The following is a 21,232-nucleotide window of genomic DNA, read 5'->3' on the forward strand; positions in this document are numbered from 1 at the left end:
CAGCAATAAATGAAGAATACTTCCTTAGAATATGATAATGTAGTCACGGTTTGCCGTACCTTATTTATCAATAAAATGAAAGATTACGGCAGTGCATGGCGTATTTTAAGACTGCCTTCCCTTACGGATCAGATTTTTATAAAAGCACAACGCATCAGAAGTTTACAGGAAAATGAAATCCGTAAAGTCGATGAGGATGAAAAAGGAGAATTTATCGGAATCATCAATTATTCGATTATGGCTTTAATACAGTTAGAATTAGGTGTGGTGGACCAGCCGGATCTGGATTTAGAAAAAGCAACCGAACTGTACGACGCTAAAATTAAACTGACCAAGGAATTAATGGAAGCCAAAAACCATGATTATGGTGAGGCCTGGCGTGAAATGCGCGTGAGTTCGCTTACGGACCTGATCCTGCAAAAACTGCTTCGTGTCAAACAAATTGAAGACAATAAAGGTAAAACTTTAGTTTCTGAAGGGATTGATGCCAATTATCAGGACATGATCAATTACTCGGTTTTTGCGTTGATTTTAAACCCTATGAAATAAAAATTTCCAAAATGAAATTCCAAATTCCAATCTTGTTTTAAGAATGTAAAAGGAAATGGAATTTTAAATTAAACTATACTTATGAAAAACATTATTACCCAATTCTCAAGACTATTTGTCGGCGTATTATTTATCATTTCAGGATTAATTAAACTCAATGATCCGGTTGGTTTCTCTTATAAACTGGCAGAATATTTTAGTGAACCGGTTTTCAATATGCCTTTTTTAGAGCCTTTGGCTTTAGGATTAGCGATATTCTTAGTGATTCTGGAAGTGGTTTTAGGAGTAATGTTATTAGTGGGTTACAAAGCAAAAGCAACGATCTGGTTTTTATTACTATTGATCGTCTTTTTCACCTTCCTGACCTTCTACTCTGCTTATTTTGATGTAGTGAAGGATTGTGGCTGTTTTGGAGACGCTTTACATCTTACACCGTGGCAATCGTTTACAAAAGATGTTGTTTTACTTTTCTTTATTCTGATTTTATTCTTCAATAAAAAATTGGTTAAACCTTTATTTTCAAAACTGGTAACCAATATCATTACTTTAATAAGCGTGATTTTGTGTGTGTTTATGGCCGTTTGGGTATTAAATCACAATCCGATTAAAGATTTCCGTCCTTTCAAAGTGGGTAATAATATTGAAGAAGGAATGAAAATTCCCGACGGTGCTCCCAAATCGGTGGTTGAAATGATTTTTATCTACAAAGTAAACGGAGTGGATAAAGAATTTACCGAAAAAGATTTAGCCAATATTCCTGCGGGTGCCACTTTTGTAGACAGAAAAGACAAAGTAATCACAGAAGGTTATGTGCCGCCAATTCATGATTTTACAATGGTAAAAGACGATTCTGATTATAAAGAAGAATTACTGAAAGAACCGAAATTAGTGATTTTTGTGACCTACGATTTAAATTTATCAAATCCAGAAGGAATGAAAAAACTGGAAAAAGTAAATCAGGAAGCAAAAGCGAAAGGCTATAAAGTAATTGCAATGACGGCTTCGGGGCCTGATGAAATTGCTAAAGCCAAAAAACAATACGGTTTAAATGTGGATTTCTATTTCTGCGATGCAACGGCTTTAAAAACCATCGAAAGAGCCAATCCGAGTATCGTAGTTTTACATAAAGGAACTGTGGTTCAGAAAGTACATTACAACGATGTGGATGATTTAAAATTATCCGATATTGCTTATGGTCTTTAATAAATAACAGATAATATTACTGGCGCCAATATTCTATATTTTAGAGGTATTGGCGCTTTTTTTTAAAAAAAAATTCCAAACCAATTAAACCGCCATGAAAAAACCATTTCAACTTCTTACTTTTTTGCTTATTACGCTTTCGTGCTTTATGAGTTTTGGCCAGACACCAACCAAAAACACCGATCAGGCGTATATCTTTTTCCTGCACAATAGATTCATCGAAGAACATGATTTAAACGAAGCCCATCCGGAATATGGCAGAGCGGAATACAATGAAATCCTTAATTCTTTTAAGGCCGATAATTTTATTGTTTACAGCGAAAAAAGGAAAAAGAACACCAATGCGGCCGAGTACGCAGAAAAGGTGGTCAGACAAATTCACAAACTATTGAAAAAAGGAGTTAAGCCCAATAAAATAACCGTAATCGGAACTTCAATGGGCGGTTATATTGCACAATATGTTTCGACTTATCTGGCGAATCCGGAAGTTAATTTTGTATTTATCGGCTGCTTTCGTGATATTGATATTGAGGAAATTCCGGATATTAATTTCTGCGGAAACATTCTGACCATTTATGAAAAATCAGATGTTTTTGGAGTATCAGCCATTAGACGAAAAGAAACTTCCAAATTGAAGGTCAATCACTTCAGGGAAATTGAATTAAATACCAATTTAAAACACGGCTTTTTGTACAAAGCTTCAGACGAATGGATTGTTCCCTGTAAAAAATGGGCCAACGGAAATTATGATCTGAATTGATTATTGAGCGTTCAAAAAAAACAAATCAGCAGCGTTTTTCTAAAGTTTTTTAAACCTTAAAAAAGGAAAAACCATCCTTTTTCCACCGATTTAAAAATCCATAGCCTGAAATTTATTCAAAAATTGAATTTTCCCAACGAACTATTACGATTTCAGGGGCATTTTTTTAACCGAAATTTCCTCTTTTGTGATAAAGTAAGGGAGTGTTCAAATTTTGTTAATCTCCATTTGGCATTCGATTTCTTTGTTTAACTTTGTGAATTCAGTATTGAAATAAAATTTTATAATCCTATTATGAAACAAATAGCCCTAATCGTTATTGCATTTGTTACCTTTTCATGTTCACAAGCTCAGAAAACGAGTTTTTCTAAAGAAGCCTTATCTGAAAAATTATCAGCGACTGATGGAAGCCAGGTTGCTTTTAAAAACATATTAAAAAAATACAAAGGAAAAACCCTGGTAATCGAAGTCTGGGCTTCCTGGTGTGGTGATTGTGTAAAAGCAATGCCAAAAGTAAAAGAACTGCAAGCCAATAATCCTGATGTTTCTTATTTGTTCCTTTCTGCTGACAAAACAGCTGATAAATGGAAAATCGGAATTGAAAAACACGAACTAAAAGGAGATCATTTTATGATGAATGACGGTATGAAAGGTGTTTTCGGAAAAGCAATTGATTTAGACTGGATTCCGAGATATATTATCGTCGACAAAACCGGAAAAATTGTTTTATACAGAGCGATCGAAACAGATTTTGATAAAATCAATGCCACTTTACAAGGATTAAAACAAGTGCAATAAAAATTGCTATTTCATCTAAACAAAAATTAAAAGAATAAATAAAAACTACCAAAATGAGAAAAAAGATTGTTGCAGGAAACTGGAAAATGCATAAAAATGCCGCACAAACTGAAGAATTATTAAATGAATTAATTACCAAAATACCAGCACAAACTACCGCTCAGGTAATTGTTGCACCAACATTTGTAAATTTACAGGCAGCTGTTGCCAAAGTAAAAAACACAACAATAGGTGTTGCTGCTCAAAACGTTCACCAGGCTGAAGGTGGTGCTTTTACAGGAGAAATTTCTGCTGAAATGCTAACCAGCATTGGAGTAAATACAGTAATTCTTGGTCACTCTGAGCGCAGAGCTATTTTTCATGAAACAGATGCTTTGATCGCGAACAAAGTAGACACTGCCCTGAAACATGATTTGACTGTTATTTTTTGTTTTGGAGAAGAATTAAAAGACCGTCAGTCTGAAAACCATTTCAATATTGTTGAAAACCAACTACGTGACGGATTATTTCATATCGCAAAAGAATCATGGTCTAAAGTTGTTTTAGCTTACGAACCGGTTTGGGCGATTGGAACAGGAGAAACTGCTTCTCCGGAACAAGCACAGGAAATGCACGAATTCATCAGAGAAGTGGTTCGTAAAGCTTTTGGTGCTGATATTGCCGATGAAGTTTCAATTTTATACGGTGGTTCTGTAAAACCGGACAACGCTAAAGAGATTTTCTCTAAACCGGATGTTGACGGTGGTTTAATCGGAGGTGCTGCTTTAAAAGCAGAGGACTTCTTAGCTATTGTAACAGCAATCTAAAAATTATTTTGCAACAGATTACAAAGATTTGGACAGATTTTTTAAAAATCATATTAATCTTTTAATCTGTGGCATTAAATACAGAGCGATACTTCAGGTATCGCTTTTTTTATGTTTATAAATTATACTTAAAATAATAAGGTTCTGCCGGATTTGTAAACAACTTCTGCTTTGGATTCTTACCTTTGCAAAAAAAATAGTTATGTCGAATATATATTTAGGATATCATTTTACCATTGAACCAAAAGAACCGGGTTCGGAAATTTTAATTGCGGAATTAGGCGAAAAAGCGTTTGAGACTTTTACAGAAACAGAAAACGGAATTTCGGCTTTTGTAAAGAAAGATTTATGGGATTCGACTATTCTGGATGACATTTATATCTTAGAATCAGAAGAATTTAAAATTGAATATACCATTGAAGAAATCGATCAGGTAAACTGGAACGAAGAATGGGAAAAGAATTTTGAAGCCATTGATGTTGACGGAAAATGTCATGTTCGTGCGCCTTTTCATCCAAAAACTGATGCCGAATTTGATATTGTAATTGAACCAAAAATGAGTTTCGGAACGGGTCATCATGAAACTACGCATATGATGATTCAGCATTTGCTTGAAACTGATGTTGAAGGTTTGAAAACTTTAGACATGGGTTGCGGAACTGCAATTTTGGCTATTTTGGCCGAAATGAAAGGTGCACAACCTATCGATGCCATTGATATTGACAACTGGTGTTATTTGAATTCGATCGAAAATGCAGAACGCAATAACTGTAAACATATTACCGTTTATGAAGGCGATGCTGCGTTGTTGGCCGGTAAAAAATACGATCTGATTATAGCCAATATCAATCGTAACATTTTGTTAAACGATATGCAGGCTTATGTAGATTGTTTAAATCCAAAAGGGACTTTATTATTAAGCGGTTTCTACGAAGAAGACATTCCGTTTATTGATGCTTCCTGCACGGAAAAAGGTTTGACATATGTTAAAAAGTTTCAAAGGAACAACTGGGTTTCATTAAAATACGTAAATTAGATTGTTAATTATTTCCAGGTTAAAAGGGCTCGGAATTAAACGAGCCAAACGGATTTTCACAGATTCTGAGTTTTAAAATCTTTACAATTCGTGTAATCTGTGGCAAAAAAAATAGTAATTACAACAGTACAAAAACTTAAAAAAATGAGTACTAAAGAAAAAGTAAGAGAAAGAGTTCGGGAAAAAGAAGCTACAGGTTTCAATAACGAAATCATTGTTTATAACGACGATGTAAACACTTTTGATCACGTAATCGATACTTTAATGCGCGTTTGCAGTCACACGCCCGAGCAAGCAGAACAATGTTCCTTAATTGTACATTACAACGGAAAATGCACCGTAAAGACGGGTCCGATGGACAAGCTGAAACCGCAATGCACGCAACTTCTGGAAGCTGGTTTAAGCGCCGAAATTGTTTAAATTGAGAATATTTTAAAAAACATTCAATTTTATCTATATTTGATAAAAATTGAATGTTTTTTTTATGGAAGAATATGGAAAAATATTAATTATTGCCACACCGATTTTTTTAGTATTAATCATAATCGAAAAAATATATGGCATTTACAAAAAGGACGATACTGTACCTTTAATAGACAGCGTATCGAGTATCAGTTCCGGAATTACCAATTCGGTAAAAGATGTTTTAGGCCTGAGCCTTACTTTTATTTCTTATGAATGGCTGGTTTCTAAAATTGCTGTTTATCATCTGGAAGCAAACGTTCTCTCCTACTGCATTGCCTTTTTTGTGATCGATTTTTATGGATACTGGAGTCACCGATTGGCACATCAGATTAATTTCCTCTGGAACAAACATGCAATCCACCATAGCAGTGAAGAGTTTAATTTAGCCTGTGCGCTGCGACAGCCTGTTGCAAGCTTAGTCAATTTGTTTACTTTTTTACTTATTCCTGCCGCTTTGATTGGTGTTCCCGCTACTGTCATTGCCATTACCCTGCCTCTTCATTGGTTTTTGCAATTTTGGTATCATACCAAGCATATTAAAAAAATGGGCTTTATTGAACACATTTTGGTAACGCCCTCCCATCATCGTGTGCATCACGCTATAAATCCGGAATATTTAGATAAAAATCATTCGCAGATCTTTATTTTCTGGGACAAACTTTTTGGGACTTTTCAGGAAGAATTGGATGATGTTCCTCCTGTTTTCGGAATTACCAGACCTGCTAATACCTGGAACCCGATCCGGATTAACTTTCAACATTTGACTTTGCTGATTAAAGATGCCTGGCGCGCTCCGAAATGGAAAGACAAACTCACCATCTGGTTTAAACCAACAGGATGGCGGCCGGAAAATTTCGAAGAATTATTTCCTGTAAATAAAATCGAAAATGTTTTTGAGTTTGAAAAATACGGAACACAAAATTCGCAAAAATTGATTTATTGGTCTGTTGCACAAGTCTTACTCACCCTTTTGTTTGTCACGTATCTATTTGACAATATTGCCAAAATTGGTTTGCCTAATATTTTTATTTATGGCTTTTTTATTCTGATTACGATTTACAGTTACAGTGAGCTTATGGACAAAAGTAAATATGCTCCTTTCTGGGAAGGTTTTCGTTTTATAACAGCGATTGCAATACTCTCTTATTATGGAGACTGGTTTGGACTGAACAGTATTTTTCCATTCGCCAATTCTATTATTATCGGCTATTTGACTTTATCTTTTTTTGTCTCGGTATATTTTGTCTCGGTCGATTTTAAAACTGATTTAAATCAACTTATCAATTCATAATCCCCCAATCTATGAAAAACACCTTATTCCTTAAAATTTATATTGGTTTTAGTATTGTTTACCTAATGCTTTTACTTTCCGGATACGAGAGTTTTGATCTTTTCCTAAAGCCAATTCTAATTCCTTTATTAGGATTTGGAGTTTATCTTCATAAAAAATTTCCTTCCAAAAATATTGTTTTAACTGCCTTACTTTTTTCGTGGATTGGTGATGTCATTTTGCTTTTTGCAGACATAGCGGAGATCTATTTTATTCTCGGATTGGTTGCTTTTCTTATTTCACATGTTATTTATTCTGTTGTTTTTAATAAACAAACCAAAACCCGCAATAAAAAAACAAAGGCCGCTTTTTTAATTGGAAGCCTTGTAATTGCTGGTTATTTAATTGTAATGTTATCACTTTTATTACCCACTTTAGGAGAATTAAAAATTCCTGTAATTGTATATGCGACAGTAATTTCACTAATGTTATTGTTTGCCTTTAATGGATTCCTGACCTGGAAAAAACCCGGAAATCAATATGTTTTTGTTGGTGCGATTGTCTTTGTTGCTTCAGACAGTATTTTGGCAGTGAACAAATTTCACTCTCTAATTGAAAAAAGTTCATTTTTCATCATGTTAACCTATCTTGTGGCACAGTATCTGATTATAACTGGTATTTTAAAATTGAATTCAAATCAAAACCTGACAATAGAAAATCAGAAGATTTAAACTTAATTTACGCATTTCAGGCGGCATTTTTCTTAATCCAGATTATTTTAAAAACCGTTTTTACAGCTTACATTTGTACTACAAAACACGTATTTAACATGAAAAAAACAGCTCTTTTTATCGTTTTACTTATTTCGGTAACTTCTTGTATCAGCACCAAATCTACTTTGAAAAATGTAGATGACAATGCTCCGGATTTAGTTTTGAAAAAAGACAATACGTTTGTCATTACTTTATTCAGCAATGATAAAAAATACGGTTATGATCCGGATTACCCGGTGAATATTTTTTACCGAAACACCAAAGATGAAGCGCTGAACGAAACCCGTTTTTTAAATGCCCTGGCCGGACCAAACGGAGAAAAAATCACTTATATACGATTAGAAACCTGCTGTCCCTTCCCGACCAAAAGAAGTGATATGGGAGCCGGATTCCTGAATGTTTATGAACTGAAATGGGACGGACAAAAGAAACCAATAAAACTGTACCTGAACATTTATGAAAAAGGAATTTTAATGGTTCCGATGGGATTGCGTCTGAAGAAAGAATAAAGCCTTAAATAACATGATGAAAACAAAAACCACTTTTTTAATTTGTATCTTTTTATTGGTTCTTTTATTTCCTTATTCAACTTTATATCTGACTTCTGATTTTTTATCATCAGTCATACCCGGATGGCATACCACGATTTATCCTTTGGCAACATTGCTTAAATTCATTATCTTATTAATTGTAGCTTTTTATTATTGGAAACTTTCAAAAATTATAACTGACGTAAATTTCAAAAATGTCATCATTTATTTTTTATTAACCCTTCCTGCGATTATAATTACAAAATTGGATCTTTATACAATATTACATTTTAGATCAAACGATCCTGAGGGCGTGATGACAACCATCAGGGCTGTTATTTTTATAAGAATTTTTACAAATATTTTATTTTTTACCGGACAAATTTTGTTTGCAGTTTACTATAAAAAGCAAAGCAGGAAATTAACTTAAATTCTCATAATTCCACTAAAGTTCAATCACAATAGAAATGAAAATCATTTTTATTGAGCAAACCTGTTTTTTCAAGTGAAAAACACCGGAGTAAATCAGTGTTCCGATACGTATCGGACTCATAAAAAAAACTTAAATCTTCATCTTCGATTCATAAATCATAACTACCTTTGCACAGTCAAAAAAATCATACTATGAACATACAACATATTCCACAAATTAAGCATACTGATAGCGGAAATTTCTTTTTACTTGCCGGGCCTTGTGCCATTGAAGGAGAAGAAATGGCGCTTAGAATTGCTGAAAAATTAGTTGGTATTACCGACAAACTTCAGATTCCTTATGTTTTTAAAGGATCCTTTAAAAAAGCAAACCGTTCCCGAATTGATAGTTTTTCCGGAATTGGTGATGAAAAAGCATTAAAAATTTTAAGAAAAGTTTCAGAGACTTTTCACATTCCTACCGTAACAGATATTCATACCAATGAAGATGCTGAAATGGCGGCACAATACGTAGATGTATTACAAATTCCTGCTTTCCTGGTACGCCAGACAGATTTAGTTGTCGCGGCTGCCAATACAGGAAAAGTAGTGAACCTGAAAAAAGGGCAATTTATGAGTCCGGAAAGCATGAAACACGCAGTTCAGAAAGTACTAGACTGCCACAATGAAAATGTAATGCTTACAGATCGTGGAACCATGTTTGGTTACCAGGATATGATTGTGGACTACAGAGGTATCCCGACTATGCAGCAATATGCGACTACGGTTCTGGATGTTACGCACTCTTTGCAACAGCCAAACCAGACAGCTGGTGTTACGGGCGGAAGACCGGATATGATCGAAACGGTTGCCAAAGCCGGTATCGCAGTGGGAGTTGACGGTATTTTTATCGAAACTCATTTTGATCCTGCTAATGCAAAAAGTGATGGTGCCAACATGTTGCACTTAGACTATTTTGAAGGTTTAATGACCAAATTGGTTGCCATTAGAAAAACAGTTAACGCATTTTAAATTTTAATACTTAAGTTCTTTGAAAACAAAAATTTTATTTTTCCTTCTGACTTGTGTTTCTTTAAACACATTTGCTCAGGAAGAAATACCTGTACAAAAATATGCTGCTCACAACAAAGGAAAATTCTTTGTTATGTGGGGAGGGAACAGAGAAAGTTACTCAAAATCTGATGTAAACTTTAGAGGTAAGGATTACAACTTTACAGTAGATAATATGGCCGCTCATGACAAACCAAAAGGATGGCATGTAGACTATATTAATCCGGCAAATATGACTATTCCGCAAACCAATTTGAGATTAGGCTATTTTTTTAGTGATCATTATAGTGTTACAATTGGTGTTGACCACATGAAATATGTAATGACACAGAATCAAATTGCAAATGTTAACGGATATATCAATTTACCTGTAGATCAGACCGGAGCTATTTATAACGGAGATTATAATAACAGACCTGTAGATATGTCTCAAGGTGGTGCCAATGAAGGTGGTATGCCGGAGGGCAGTACTGGTACTCCTTTTTTAATTTATGAGCATACTGATGGTTTAAACTACATTAATAGTGAGGTTTCGAGATTTGATGATATTTCGAAATGGTTTAGTCTTCCCAATATTGATAAAGTTCAGATTAACTTAACCGAAGGTCTTGGAGCAGGAGTTTTATATCCTAAAACAAATACTACTCTTTTAGGTAAAGAACGTCATGATGATTTTCATGTTTCCGGTTACGGTGTTTCTGCAAAAGCGGGTATGAACATTACTTTTTTCAAACATTTCTATGTTCAGGGAGAGTTAAAAGGCGGTTATATCAATATGCAGGACATTAGAACTACAACAAGTAGTGAAGACAGAGCTTCGCAGGATTTCTTTTTTTTCCAAAGAATTATTGCTGTCGGAGGGATTTTCAGACTTTAAAAAATACTTTACTTTATTTAAAAATAGCTGTCAATTTATTTGGCAGCTATTTTTTTTATCATTTACTTTGTACTGCAAAGTACTTTAATTCATGCTTCATGAAATCTAAAAAATATCTATTTCCGGTAATCACCTTCCTAATCAGTTTTGGATTGGCGTTGTTTATTAGTTTGAAGGTTTTTCCGAACAATCCATTTACGGGAAATAAACTGGAAAAAACAGTATCCGGCAAGTACAAAGATGGTGATGTAATTTTTCAAACTTCGGAATCTAAACAATGTGAAGCAGTTCGTATAGCAACTCATTCAAAGTTTTCACATTGTGGAATTATTTACGATATAAATGGAAAATGGTTTGTTTTTGAAGCCGTTCAGCCCGTTAAACTTACTCCGCTCGAAGAATGGATCAAACACGGAAAAAATAGCAAATATGTGGTTAAACGATTGAAAAACGACAGTGTCCTGAAACCTGAAGTTCTCCAAAAAATGAAACAGTACAGCCAGCAATTTGACGGCAAAGAATATGACGCTTATTTCGAATGGACTGACGACAGAATTTACTGCTCTGAATTAGTCTGGAAAATTTATAAAAACGGAGCAGGCATTGAATTGTCAAAACTCCAACATTTAAAAGATTTTAATCTGGAGGATGAAAGGGTCAAAAAAGTACTGAAAGAAAGATATGGAACTACTATTCCACTCGAAGAAGAAGTTGTTTCTCCCTCTAATCTTGCCGATTCTAAACTGTTAACAACCATCATAGATAACTATTAAAAAACATAAAAGCCAATTGAAATACTGATTGGCTTTTTATTTATTAAATTACTTTGAAATTCAAAGAGCTTTTAAAAATAACCAACTCATGAAAGACCAGATTATTGAAAAAATATACGAATACAGCAAACAGCCTTACCAAAAGTATTTCAAAAAAAATAAACCGTGGGAAATTGACAAAACTGCCTTATTAAACTACCCTGAAGGAAGTTTAGGTTTTGGATTAGGAAACTTTCTTTCTAAAAATCATTTTGATATGCAGCCCAAACTGGAAGATCATGATATGATTCATGTCCTCACCAATACAGGTATTTCGGTACGCGAAGAAATCGGAATGCAATATTATCTTTTGGGGAATGGCAAAAAAAGTTTGTATTTATTTTTGGTGATTGCCTCCGGAACGCCCTTTTATATGAAAGAAATCAATTATTTTATTGAACAGTACAAAAGAGGCAAAAAGGCATTACCGTTTCATTACCTGGACTTTTCAAAGATGTTGTTCACGTCAATTCAGTCTATTCAGAAAACTTTTAATATTTAATCATGAAAACTACCGACAAAAAAACTTTCAATGAAACAGAATCAATTGATTTAACTATCGGATCGTTTATAATTAGTACTCTGTTGTTTGTATTGTACATTCTTTCTAATGAAAATTCGAATGTTTTGGTTATCGCAAGTCCGTTTGTCTTTTCTGCCATTGTGCTGAATACGATAATGCTATTGCACCTGACAGACCATTTTATACGAATGCCGGAACTGCGAAAAGACATCGGAATTAAAATCCTGATTTTACTTTCTAATATTCCGGTCACCTTTTTATATTACTGTATTGTTATGAAAGTCTGATCACTTTCGACTACTTCCAAAAAAAAAGCTGCAAGTTATCCACTTGCAGCTTTTCTATTTTATTGATGAAAGCTTAATTGGCCTTAGGCGCATCAATTCCGTTTTGGTCCATCAGGTACATCAGAGCTGTCATTGTTGCTGCCCCAAGTTCTAATTCTCTTTTGTTGATCGCATCAAATTTATCATTTGCTGCGTGGTGATAATCAAAATAACGCTGTGAATCCGGTTTTAAACCTGCTTTTACAATCGCTTTAGACGTTAGATGATCAATATCCGATCCTGCATGTCCTATAGTAAAACTGTGCACTAAATAAGGTTCGAAAAAGTCTTTGTAACCTTGTATCTTTTTAACATTGGCATCATCCGCTTGTATTGAAAATCCTCTTGGGCTAAATCCTCCTGAATCACTTTCTAAAGCAAAAATATGGTTCTCGTTGTTTTTCTTTGAAACTTCTTCATATTTCGCTCCGCCTTTTCCACCATTCTCTTCATTCATAAACAAGACAACACGAATCGTATTTTTAGGTTTGTAGTTTAAGTTTTTAAGAATACGGATTACCTCCATACTTTGTACTACTCCTGCCCCATCATCATGTGAACCGTCTGCTAAGTCCCAGGAATCTAAATGCCCGCCGACAACCATAATGTTTTCCGGGTGTTCTTTTCCTGTAAGTTCACCAATTACGTTATAAGATAAAACATCCGGTAACGTTTCGCAGGATTGTTTGAAATAGAATTTTAAAGCCGGATTATTTTTTAAGGTTGCACTCAGTAATTCTGCTCCGTTAGTACTAATTGCAGCTGTTGGAATGTATTGCTCTTTTGGTAAATCACCATAGCTTTGCGCTCCTGTATGAGGAAAATCGTCCAGACGTAAATTCATCGAACGAACAATTGTTCCTACCGCTCCTAATTTAGCCGCTTCTTTTGCTCCTGCAAATCTTTGATCTACACAAGCTCCGTATGATTTAAACGTTTCGATATTTTCAGGATCCATCGGTCTGTTAAAAAACACAATTTTTCCTTTTACTTTGTCTGCTCCCAGTTCTCCTAATTCTTTAATTCCCTGTACTTCGATTACTTCAGCAGTAAGCCCTGTTTTTGCAGTCGCCACTGATCCGCCCAAGGCACAAATCGGAACTACCGTTTTTGTTTTATCATCCAGGATATAAGCTGTTTCTTTTTCGCCTCGTACCCAATGCGGCACCATTACTTCCTGAAGGTATACTTTATCAAGTCCTAATCTTTCTAATTGTGTTTTTGTATATTGCACTGCAGCCTCAGCAGTTGGAGAGCCTGATAAACGACTTCCGATATCGTTAGACAAGTATTCAAGCCAGGTATAACATTTGGATTCGGTTAAGGCTTTTTTGTAGAATAATTTAATGTTTTTTTCATCGTTTGATTGCGCAAAAGATGTCAATCCGTTTAAAACTAAAACAGTTAAAAGAATCGTTTTTCTCATGGTTTTTATAGCATTTTGGGTTACTTGTCCGCTTCTTTTGCGAACAAGACAAAGGAACAAAATTCTTTACAACCCAACGTCTTTTTCCGAAACCTTTTCTCAAAAAAAAACGCTGATTAACAACTTTTTTGTTGTAATCAGCGTTTTAAAAAATTGATTATAAAAAAATTATTTTACCTCAATAATCTTATTTTTTATACCGATTCCATTTTCATTAAAAGGTTCAATTGTAAAATAATACTTTGTTCCCTTATCCAAACCTCTGAAATCATAAGAACTGTCTCCGTAGACCATTATGCTGTTGTATAATTTATCGGGAGTAATTCCATAATAAATATTGCAGCCAATAGCGTCTGCCTGCGTTTTCCACGAAATAATGGCATTACGGGAATCGGCTGTATTTCTTTTGACTTTAAAATCAGTAACTGACTTTGGTTTTTCTGCTAATCCGTTTCCAAAAACCCTGAAATCTGACACCGCAAACATTCCTGAAGCATTATGAATGTTTACCATTTTAATATAACGCGCTTTAATCGTTTTTGTTAACTCAACATAATCGTGTGGCACATCTTTATCGTTTTTTGATTTATCGATAACTAGAGTCCAATTTAGGGCGTCATCTGACATCAGGATTTTATACTGATAATAAATGTCCATCGCTTTATTAAACTGTGTCGCTTTATGATCTGCATAATTGATTTGCAGCGCGCTGATTTCCATCTTTCTGCCTAGATCAAGCTGTAGCCACTCGCCCGGTTTATCGGATGTTGCAGACCAGTAGGTCTGAATATTTTCATCGGTTAAATTGGCCGCATCGTAGCATATTTTTTCATATACTTTTTTACCTCCATGATCCATTCTGTGTGTCTCAACATCCTTGCATTCTTCAGAAGAAGAAACCGTCACCGGCTTTTTATAGGATAATAACATCCAGCCGGAAGAAGCGCCTTTTGTCTGTTCTCTTTGTGCTGTGGGCAATACAATTGGAAAATCACCGTAAGCCGTAATGGAATACATCACATCGTCTTTATCGAATCCTGCCGGAAACATATCGATACGACGTTCGAAGCGGTCTTTTATCGAAATTTTACAGGTTCCTGTATTCCAGTAGTTCCCGTAATTGTCGGCAAAGGTATTTCCGTGTCCGGCACCAATTACAAATCCGCCTGGTTTATACGACATCGGATTGTGCTTTTGGTATACGAATGGCCCTAAAGGATTATCCCCCACGTGAACACCATTGGCATAGCCTTTAAACTCGGTAGCCGGAGCGCCGTATTGCATGTAATATTTTCCGTTGTGTTTGGTCATCCAGGCTCCTTCTATAAAATTTCCCCAGGGCGCAGGTTCCATATCATTGTTGGGACCGAAACGTTCCCAGCCATGTGCCGCAGGATCTAAACCAACCACCGCTTTTGCCTGTCCGTAAGGTTTCTGAATATCTTCTACTTCCGTAGCGGCGTATAATTGGGCATAATCAGCCTGATTCCCTTTTGGAAGCCAGGTATTGTAATCGACTTCTACACCAACCAATGGTAATTTTCCGCTTGAACCGTAATACATATAGACTTTTTTGTCATCATCCTGAAAGATAGCAGGATCCCAGGTGGGCAGCATGGCGGTATTCACATGTCTGGTCCATCTTCCTGATTTCGGATCCGATGTTTTCCAGACCGGATGATCTTTTTTCCAGGTCGAACCTACGTAAAATAAAGTATCATTTACGACCCAGGCTGCCGGTGCGCACTGATCGTCATCGCCCGGATTTCTTTGAAAACTTCCATAAACGAATTTCCAGTCTGACATGTCTTTACTCCAGAAAAACCCCGCCTGATTGGTCGCAAACAAATAGTATTCTCCTTTGTAAGTAATAATTACCGGATCTGCACTGGAACGTCTGGATTCCGGAATACCATTATGATTCTGAGTCGTGTAATTGTATCCAATGTTTATGGGGTTACAATAGGTTGTGGCGGGCCTGTCCGGATCAAACCACGCTGTTTTTCCGGAAACATTTTGAGCGGAAACATTGCTTACAAACCCAAAAAGAAACAGCCAAATCGCTATGGAATACCTTTTATATGTTTTCATTGTGATCTTATTTTGTTAAAATATTTTAAATTTTTAGCTTAAAAAAAGCCCCTCGGTTAACCAAATCCGAAGGGCTAATTACTAATTAACAAACCAATTATTTAGTTAACTCAAAACTAACTTTCTTATCGGCATTTGAATTTGTTCCCACGAAAACATCAAACCGCCCCGGTTCTGCTACAAATTGTAAATCAGAATTATAAAATTTTAAATCTTCAACCGTGATTTCAAAAGTCACCGTTTGTTTTTCTCCCTTTTTTAAGGCTATTTTTTGGAAACCTTTGAGTTCTCTAACAGGTCTTGTTACGGAACCGATTAAATCTCTGATATATAACTGAACGGTTTCTTTTCCGTCAAAATTTCCTGTATTGGCAACATCAACGGTCACTTTTACTTTTCCGCTAAAGTTCATTTTATCGGATGAGATTTTCAAATTTGAATATTCAAAAGTGGTATAACTTAACCCAAATCCAAATGGAAATAACGGTTCGTTTCTTTCATCGATATAATTGGATCTGAATTTTTCAAATTTTCCTTCGGTGTTAGAAAGTGGTCGCCCTGTATTTTTGTGTGCATAATAAATCGGCACCTGTCCTACGCTTCTTGGAAAAGTAGCGGTCAGTTTTCCGGAAGGGTTAACATCTCCAAACAAAACATCTGCGATAGCGTATCCTGCTTCACTTCCTGCAAACCAGGCATTCAGGATAGCCGGAACAGTTGCATTTTCTTCATTTAAAACCAACGGACGACCATCGAATAAAACTAAAACTACCGGTTTCCCTGTTTTAATCAAGGCTTGTAATAAATCTTTCTGGGCTTGTGGAATTTCCAAATTGGTACGGCTACTGGATTCTCCGCTCATTTCAGCAGATTCTCCCAATGCTGCTACAATTACATCAGACTGATTGGCTACTTTTAATGCTTCCGCTAATAAATCTTCTTTCGAACGCCCATCACGGTGTAAAGTTTTACCAAACATCGTTGCATTCGTTTCAAAAGTTTCATCGTAATCTAAATTGCTTCCTTTGGCATATAAAACTTTGGCGGAAGGACCTGCAACTTCTGTAATTCCTCTTAAAAGTGATACTGCATTTTCCATTTTTGTCGCGACACTCCAGGTTCCCGGCATGTTTTCTTTCGCATCCGCTAATGGTCCGATAAGCGCAATAGTCCCTGATTTTTTAAGGGGTAATGCCTGATTTTGATTTTTTAGCAAAACCAGTGATTGTGCTGCAATCTGACGTGCTTCTTTTCTGCTGGCTGCCGTAAAAATTTCGGTTTTTGCTCTTTTTTCATCGCAATATTTATAAGGATCTTCGAATAATCCTAAATCGTATTTAGCGTCAAGAATCAGTTTAACAGCATGATCTATTTGCTGGATCGTTACTCTTTTCTCGTCTAAAGATTTTTTCAGAGTAGTCAAGAAACCTTCGCCCACCATATCCATTTCCACTCCGGCATTTAAGGCTAAAGCAGATACATCCTGAAGATTACCCATTCCGTGCTCGATCATTTCCGGAATTCCCGTAAAATCAGTGACCACGAAACCTTTAAAACCCCACTGTTTTCTTAAAACATCGGTCATTAACCATTTGCTTCCGGTTGCAGGAATTCCATCTACTTCATTAAAAGAAGCCATAACAGAACCTACACCTGCTTCAACCGCAGCTTTGTAAGGCGGAAAATAATCATTGAACATTCTGATATGACTCATATCAACTGTATTGTAATCACGTCCTGCTTCCGGCGCACCGTATAACGCAAAGTGTTTTACACAGGCCAGAATCGTATTGTTTTTGGATAAGTCTTTTTGCTGGTATCCGTTTACCATCGCCTTTGCGATCTGACTCCCTAAGTACGGATCTTCACCTGAACCTTCAGAAACTCTTCCCCAGCGCGGATCACGTGAAATGTCTACCATTGGTGAGAAGGTCCAGTTGATCCCGTCGGCACTTGCTTCCTGAGCGGCAATCTGGGCACTTCTTTCGATTAAATTCATATCCCAGGTACAAGATAATCCTAACGGAATCGGGAATGTTGTTTCGTAACCGTGAATAACATCCATACCAAAAAGCAACGGGATTTTTAAACGGCTTTGTTCAACAGCAATTTTTTGTACTTCCCTAATTTTTTGAACCGATTTTATATTGAACAATCCACCGACTTTACCTTCCGCAATATTTTTGGCTACATTAGAGCTGTTGGCTTGCCCTGTCGTAATATCACCGGATGTTGGCAAATTTAGCTGGCCCAATTTTTCGTCGAGCGTCATTTTTGATATCAACTCCGCTACAAATTCAGACTTTGGTTTAATTTTTACTGTGTTTTTAGTGTTCTTTTTTTGAGCGTAACCCAAAACAGCACATCCTAAAAAAAGTAAGACTAATTTGTTTTTCATGTGTATATAATATTTATTTTTTAACGGAAGATGGAATCGCTTTTCCTGAATCCCTTTGTAATTTTGAATAAAAGCGATTTCACTCTATTGTATTTATTTTTCTTATTCGTTTTGATCTGTCTGAACATTCAGTCATAAATTTCAGGATTTCGTTCGCTTTTCTCCATCATTGTATATAAAAACGACTTTTAGAATCCATATTTAGTTGAACTAAATCCAAGTTTTACAAGACCTTGTTGTACTTCCGGAGCATTCATAAACAATTTCCACAATAAACCGGAACGATAATTTTCGATCATTACAATTTCGGGTCCCTGATCTATTGCCAGATAGCGTTGTGCTGCCCATTTATTCTGCAGATCAACTGCATCATAAAAACCTGCGCTTCCCCATGCTTCTTTCTTATGATTTTCGTATAAATTTCGAATCACAGCCAAAGATTCTTTGGGCGTATAGACGATTGAACTAATTGCTGCCGTTGGAGAAATTACTCCTTTGTCATTGCCTGGCATGTGCGCATCATATCCGATCGATCCGTCAGGATTTCTGGAGTAAGAAGCGGTTAGCCCCCAATAATTGGCTCCGTAATACCCGAATTTTTTAGGATTCTCAAGACAATACTGATAATCGATTTTGACCTGATTTACATTCAGATCCCAATAATTAGCATATTTATCGCTTAATTGATTTGGATCTAATCCAACATAAGAATAGTGTGCCCAAAAAAGCGGACCGCCAAATTCCTCTGCACCGTTGTGTTTTAAGATCAACGGAAGATTGTATTTCGTTTTAGCAGAAACAATGCCGCCACTTCTGGCCCAGCCTTCGTGATAAACTTTTGCATCAATTGGGTGTGTTGGCGAGGAAGCTGCCATGATATACGTAATCAGACATTCATTATATCCTTCAAGCGGAAAATTCATCTGCCAGTCGTAGGTTGGTGACCAATGCCAGTACAACACATTTTTATTATTGGTAAACCATTGCCATTCAACACCTTTCCAAAGTGCGTCATATTTCTGAGCTACAGCTTTCTCTTTTTCAGAACCGGTTTTTAAATATTCCCGAACGGTAATCATTCCTGAAATTAAAAATGATGTTTCGACTAAGTCTCCTCCATTATCTTTGATTCCAAATGGTTTTACTTTTCCGGTATTTCCATCAATCCAATGGGACCATGCGCCATGAAAACGATCTGCTTTTGCCAGAAAATCGGCAATTTTATCTAATCTTTGTACGCCTTCTTCTTTTGTAACATAACCTCTTGACATTCCGGAAACGATAGCCATCAATCCAAAACCTGAACCTCCTGTGGTAACTATATTTTTATCATTATCAGGGTAAATTCCATCGGGATGAAAACGTTCTCTTGCTAATCCTGAATTGGGTTCAGCATAATCCCAGAAATATTTAAAAGTTTCTTTTTGAACGGTATCTAGAAGTTCGTCGTCTGTTAATTTGATTTCAGAAGATACACTTTCTTTTTGCTTATCTAGACTGGTTGTGCTACAGCCAAAAAAAGTAAGTGCTAAAAATATAAGTGAAAATCGAATCATTTTCATTTTTTTAGGATTGCTTAATAAAAATCACTTCCTTCTTTCGAAGGAAGTGATTTTGAAATTATAAATTAATAACCAGGATTTTGTTTTGATAAACCGTTGGCTTGTATAATGAATGTTGCCGGAATTGGGAACAATTCATTTCTACCTTCTGTAAATGTTCTTCCATTAGGAAAAAATTCATTTTTATCAGCTTCAAAAGCCGCTTTAGCCTGACCAGTTCTAACCAGATCAAAGAATCTGTCAAACTCAAAAGCCAATTCTACTCTTCTTTCTTTCCAGATTGCAGTTCTGACAGCTGCCTGAGAAGTTGCAGGAGTATCTCCTAAACCAGCTCTGTGTCTGATTTCATTCAATAAAGGAATCGCAGCAGAGGTTTGGTTTAATTCGTTTAAAGCTTCCGCTTTCATCAACAATACTTCGCCATATCTTAAATATTTGATATTTGCATCCGTTTCCCATGCATCCGTAAACGAGGAAGAATAGGCTTTGAAGTTATACATTGCATTTTCTACTGTGGCCGGAACTACTCGTCCATCATATAAAGTTGAATTTCTGAAAATAATAGTAGCGTCTTTTCTAACGTCACCTGCTTCATAAGCATCCAGCAAACTTTGCGACGGAGTGTTGAATCCCCATCCCCATCCACCGGCACCACGAGCACCCTGAACGTTAGAATATCCTATAATTCCTTTTGTAGGTACTGTACCGTGTCCGTTAATTTCGAACATAGATTCAATATCATTTTCACCTTCTAATCTAAACATTTTAGCATAGCTTGGGTTTAAGCTGTATCCTGTAATTAAATTACAGTTATCAACTACTTGTTGCCATTTCTTTTGGTATAAGCTAACTTTCGCTAACAAAGCATAGGCAGCTCCTTTTGAAGCCCTCTCTTTTTCATCAGCTGAATAAGAAGCTTTTAATGGCAATACCGCAATTGCATCTGCTAAATCTTTCTCAATAAAAGCATAAACTTCAGCAACTGGTTTACGAGTAAGCAACATTATTTTGTCTTCTTCAGAAGTTGGATTTTGCAAACGATCTACAATTGGTACACCTCCGTAACATTTTACTAAAGTAAAATACATGAAAGCTCTCAAAAATTTAGCTTCTCCCATTAATCTTTCTCTTAAGGCCGGATCTACTTTATCTAATTTTGGAATAATACTTAAGGCTTGATTACATCTGTTAATACCATCGTACTGCGCAGTAAAAGTGCTTTCTGCAGATGGATTTGATGAGTTATAGCTTAATGCATCCAAAACATCTTTGTCTGTTCCTGCATCTCCTGGTGATGATCCTTTATCGGCATCATCTGAAGTAATACTGGCTAATCCTATCCAGCCAAATGAACTCATGTCCCAGTCAAGGAATTTGCTGTAAATGGCTGTTACAAATGATTTTGCTCCATTGTCGCTATTATACAATTCAACATCCGTTGTTGGTATAGCTTGTGTTGGGTTAACATCTAAAAAGTCATCCTGACAACCTGCAAAAAACAATGCTGACAATGCAAGCATTGATATATATATTTTTTTCATAATA

General features: G+C 35.9%; 20 protein-coding genes. 15 read left to right on the forward strand and 5 right to left on the reverse strand.

Annotated features, from left to right (window positions below; genetic code table 11):
* The first annotated feature begins 9 nt into the window (after nucleotides 1–9).
* From HAV12_RS15655 to HAV12_RS15725, 15 genes are all read left to right on the forward strand, one after another.
* Nucleotides 10–549, forward strand: a complete 540-nt coding sequence (locus HAV12_RS15655) for a DUF1599 domain-containing protein (protein ID WP_171570479.1) — start codon at nucleotides 10–12, stop codon at nucleotides 547–549.
* 81 nt (nucleotides 550–630) lie between these two features.
* Nucleotides 631–1,752, forward strand: a complete 1,122-nt coding sequence (locus tag HAV12_RS15660) for a BT_3928 family protein (RefSeq protein WP_171570480.1) — start codon at nucleotides 631–633, stop codon at nucleotides 1,750–1,752.
* A 94-nt stretch (nucleotides 1,753–1,846) separates the two neighbouring features.
* On the forward strand, nucleotides 1,847–2,512 hold the full coding sequence (locus HAV12_RS15665; protein WP_171570481.1) for a YqiA/YcfP family alpha/beta fold hydrolase: 666 nt from the start codon (nucleotides 1,847–1,849) through the stop codon (nucleotides 2,510–2,512).
* 294 nt (nucleotides 2,513–2,806) lie between these two features.
* Nucleotides 2,807–3,310, forward strand: coding sequence for a TlpA disulfide reductase family protein (locus HAV12_RS15670; RefSeq protein WP_171570482.1), 504 nt, complete (start codon nucleotides 2,807–2,809; stop codon nucleotides 3,308–3,310).
* Between the two features lie 53 nt (nucleotides 3,311–3,363).
* On the forward strand, nucleotides 3,364–4,116 hold the full coding sequence (gene tpiA / locus HAV12_RS15675) for a triose-phosphate isomerase (protein WP_132033532.1): 753 nt from the start codon (nucleotides 3,364–3,366) through the stop codon (nucleotides 4,114–4,116).
* A 202-nt stretch (nucleotides 4,117–4,318) separates the two neighbouring features.
* Complete coding sequence (gene prmA, locus HAV12_RS15680; RefSeq protein WP_171570483.1) at nucleotides 4,319–5,152, forward strand: 50S ribosomal protein L11 methyltransferase; 834 nt, start codon at nucleotides 4,319–4,321, stop codon at nucleotides 5,150–5,152.
* Between the two features lie 144 nt (nucleotides 5,153–5,296).
* Complete coding sequence (locus HAV12_RS15685; protein ID WP_095381901.1) at nucleotides 5,297–5,572, forward strand: ATP-dependent Clp protease adaptor ClpS; 276 nt, start codon at nucleotides 5,297–5,299, stop codon at nucleotides 5,570–5,572.
* Between the two features lie 64 nt (nucleotides 5,573–5,636).
* A complete protein-coding gene (locus HAV12_RS15690) occupies nucleotides 5,637–6,908 on the forward strand; it encodes a sterol desaturase family protein (RefSeq protein ID WP_171571704.1) in 1,272 nt (423 codons plus the stop codon).
* Between the two features lie 11 nt (nucleotides 6,909–6,919).
* Nucleotides 6,920–7,618 (forward strand): lysoplasmalogenase, encoded by a 699-nt coding sequence (locus HAV12_RS15695; protein ID WP_171570484.1) that lies wholly within the window; start codon nucleotides 6,920–6,922, stop codon nucleotides 7,616–7,618.
* Nucleotides 7,619–7,716: 98 nt separating this feature from the next.
* Nucleotides 7,717–8,169, forward strand: coding sequence for a 2-dehydro-3-deoxyphosphooctonate aldolase (locus HAV12_RS15700; protein ID WP_171570485.1), 453 nt, complete (start codon nucleotides 7,717–7,719; stop codon nucleotides 8,167–8,169).
* A 645-nt stretch (nucleotides 8,170–8,814) separates the two neighbouring features.
* Nucleotides 8,815–9,633, forward strand: coding sequence for a 3-deoxy-8-phosphooctulonate synthase (gene kdsA, locus HAV12_RS15705; protein ID WP_171570487.1), 819 nt, complete (start codon nucleotides 8,815–8,817; stop codon nucleotides 9,631–9,633).
* A 19-nt stretch (nucleotides 9,634–9,652) separates the two neighbouring features.
* Nucleotides 9,653–10,549, forward strand: coding sequence for a hypothetical protein (locus HAV12_RS15710; protein ID WP_171570488.1), 897 nt, complete (start codon nucleotides 9,653–9,655; stop codon nucleotides 10,547–10,549).
* A 98-nt stretch (nucleotides 10,550–10,647) separates the two neighbouring features.
* On the forward strand, nucleotides 10,648–11,322 hold the full coding sequence (locus tag HAV12_RS15715) for a YiiX family permuted papain-like enzyme (protein WP_171570489.1): 675 nt from the start codon (nucleotides 10,648–10,650) through the stop codon (nucleotides 11,320–11,322).
* A gap of 88 nt (nucleotides 11,323–11,410) precedes the next feature.
* On the forward strand, nucleotides 11,411–11,863 hold the full coding sequence (locus HAV12_RS15720) for a hypothetical protein (RefSeq protein ID WP_171570490.1): 453 nt from the start codon (nucleotides 11,411–11,413) through the stop codon (nucleotides 11,861–11,863).
* Nucleotides 11,864–11,865: 2 nt separating this feature from the next.
* Nucleotides 11,866–12,171 (forward strand): hypothetical protein, encoded by a 306-nt coding sequence (locus tag HAV12_RS15725; protein WP_171570491.1) that lies wholly within the window; start codon nucleotides 11,866–11,868, stop codon nucleotides 12,169–12,171.
* Between the two features lie 73 nt (nucleotides 12,172–12,244).
* On the opposite strand, the gene HAV12_RS15730 is transcribed toward HAV12_RS15725, so the two are convergent.
* From HAV12_RS15730 to HAV12_RS15750, 5 genes are all read right to left on the reverse strand, one after another.
* The gene (locus HAV12_RS15730) at nucleotides 12,245–13,636 is read right to left on the reverse strand and encodes a M20/M25/M40 family metallo-hydrolase (protein ID WP_171570492.1); all 1,392 of its coding nucleotides are present in this window, start codon (nucleotides 13,634–13,636) and stop codon (nucleotides 12,245–12,247) included.
* 168 nt (nucleotides 13,637–13,804) lie between these two features.
* Nucleotides 13,805–15,727, reverse strand: coding sequence for a family 43 glycosylhydrolase (locus HAV12_RS15735; protein WP_171570493.1), 1,923 nt, complete (start codon nucleotides 15,725–15,727; stop codon nucleotides 13,805–13,807).
* Nucleotides 15,728–15,824: 97 nt separating this feature from the next.
* Nucleotides 15,825–18,125, reverse strand: a complete 2,301-nt coding sequence (bglX, locus tag HAV12_RS15740) for a beta-glucosidase BglX (RefSeq protein WP_171570494.1) — start codon at nucleotides 18,123–18,125, stop codon at nucleotides 15,825–15,827.
* Between the two features lie 188 nt (nucleotides 18,126–18,313).
* Nucleotides 18,314–19,681 (reverse strand): glucoamylase family protein, encoded by a 1,368-nt coding sequence (locus HAV12_RS15745; protein WP_171570495.1) that lies wholly within the window; start codon nucleotides 19,679–19,681, stop codon nucleotides 18,314–18,316.
* 71 nt (nucleotides 19,682–19,752) lie between these two features.
* Nucleotides 19,753–21,228, reverse strand: coding sequence for a RagB/SusD family nutrient uptake outer membrane protein (locus HAV12_RS15750; RefSeq protein ID WP_171570496.1), 1,476 nt, complete (start codon nucleotides 21,226–21,228; stop codon nucleotides 19,753–19,755).
* Nucleotides 21,229–21,232 lie beyond the last annotated feature (4 nt).

Source organism: Flavobacterium sp. CLA17 (assembly GCF_013112255.2).
GTDB classification, from domain to species: domain Bacteria; phylum Bacteroidota; class Bacteroidia; order Flavobacteriales; family Flavobacteriaceae; genus Flavobacterium; species Flavobacterium circumlabens.

Excerpts from the sequence above, each read along its gene's own strand:
- HAV12_RS15750 (WP_171570496.1), bottom strand. The coding sequence starts at position 21,228 with ATGAAAAAAATATATATATCAATGCTTGCATTGTCAGCATTGTTTTTT.
- HAV12_RS15720 (WP_171570490.1), top strand. The coding sequence starts at position 11,411 with ATGAAAGACCAGATTATTGAAAAAATATACGAATACAGCAAACAGCCT.
- tpiA (WP_132033532.1), top strand. The coding sequence starts at position 3,364 with ATGAGAAAAAAGATTGTTGCAGGAAACTGGAAAATGCATAAAAATGCC.
- bglX (WP_171570494.1), bottom strand. The coding sequence starts at position 18,125 with ATGAAAAACAAATTAGTCTTACTTTTTTTAGGATGTGCTGTTTTGGGT.
- HAV12_RS15715 (WP_171570489.1), top strand. The coding sequence starts at position 10,648 with ATGAAATCTAAAAAATATCTATTTCCGGTAATCACCTTCCTAATCAGT.
- HAV12_RS15665 (WP_171570481.1), top strand. The coding sequence starts at position 1,847 with ATGAAAAAACCATTTCAACTTCTTACTTTTTTGCTTATTACGCTTTCG.
- HAV12_RS15745 (WP_171570495.1), bottom strand. The coding sequence starts at position 19,681 with ATGATTCGATTTTCACTTATATTTTTAGCACTTACTTTTTTTGGCTGT.
- HAV12_RS15670 (WP_171570482.1), top strand. The coding sequence starts at position 2,807 with ATGAAACAAATAGCCCTAATCGTTATTGCATTTGTTACCTTTTCATGT.
- HAV12_RS15660 (WP_171570480.1), top strand. The coding sequence starts at position 631 with ATGAAAAACATTATTACCCAATTCTCAAGACTATTTGTCGGCGTATTA.
- HAV12_RS15695 (WP_171570484.1), top strand. The coding sequence starts at position 6,920 with ATGAAAAACACCTTATTCCTTAAAATTTATATTGGTTTTAGTATTGTT.
- HAV12_RS15730 (WP_171570492.1), bottom strand. The coding sequence starts at position 13,636 with ATGAGAAAAACGATTCTTTTAACTGTTTTAGTTTTAAACGGATTGACA.
- HAV12_RS15700 (WP_171570485.1), top strand. The coding sequence starts at position 7,717 with ATGAAAAAAACAGCTCTTTTTATCGTTTTACTTATTTCGGTAACTTCT.
- HAV12_RS15725 (WP_171570491.1), top strand. The coding sequence starts at position 11,866 with ATGAAAACTACCGACAAAAAAACTTTCAATGAAACAGAATCAATTGAT.
- prmA (WP_171570483.1), top strand. The coding sequence starts at position 4,319 with ATGTCGAATATATATTTAGGATATCATTTTACCATTGAACCAAAAGAA.
- HAV12_RS15685 (WP_095381901.1), top strand. The coding sequence starts at position 5,297 with ATGAGTACTAAAGAAAAAGTAAGAGAAAGAGTTCGGGAAAAAGAAGCT.
- HAV12_RS15655 (WP_171570479.1), top strand. The coding sequence starts at position 10 with ATGAAGAATACTTCCTTAGAATATGATAATGTAGTCACGGTTTGCCGT.
- HAV12_RS15690 (WP_171571704.1), top strand. The coding sequence starts at position 5,637 with ATGGAAGAATATGGAAAAATATTAATTATTGCCACACCGATTTTTTTA.
- HAV12_RS15735 (WP_171570493.1), bottom strand. The coding sequence starts at position 15,727 with ATGAAAACATATAAAAGGTATTCCATAGCGATTTGGCTGTTTCTTTTT.
- kdsA (WP_171570487.1), top strand. The coding sequence starts at position 8,815 with ATGAACATACAACATATTCCACAAATTAAGCATACTGATAGCGGAAAT.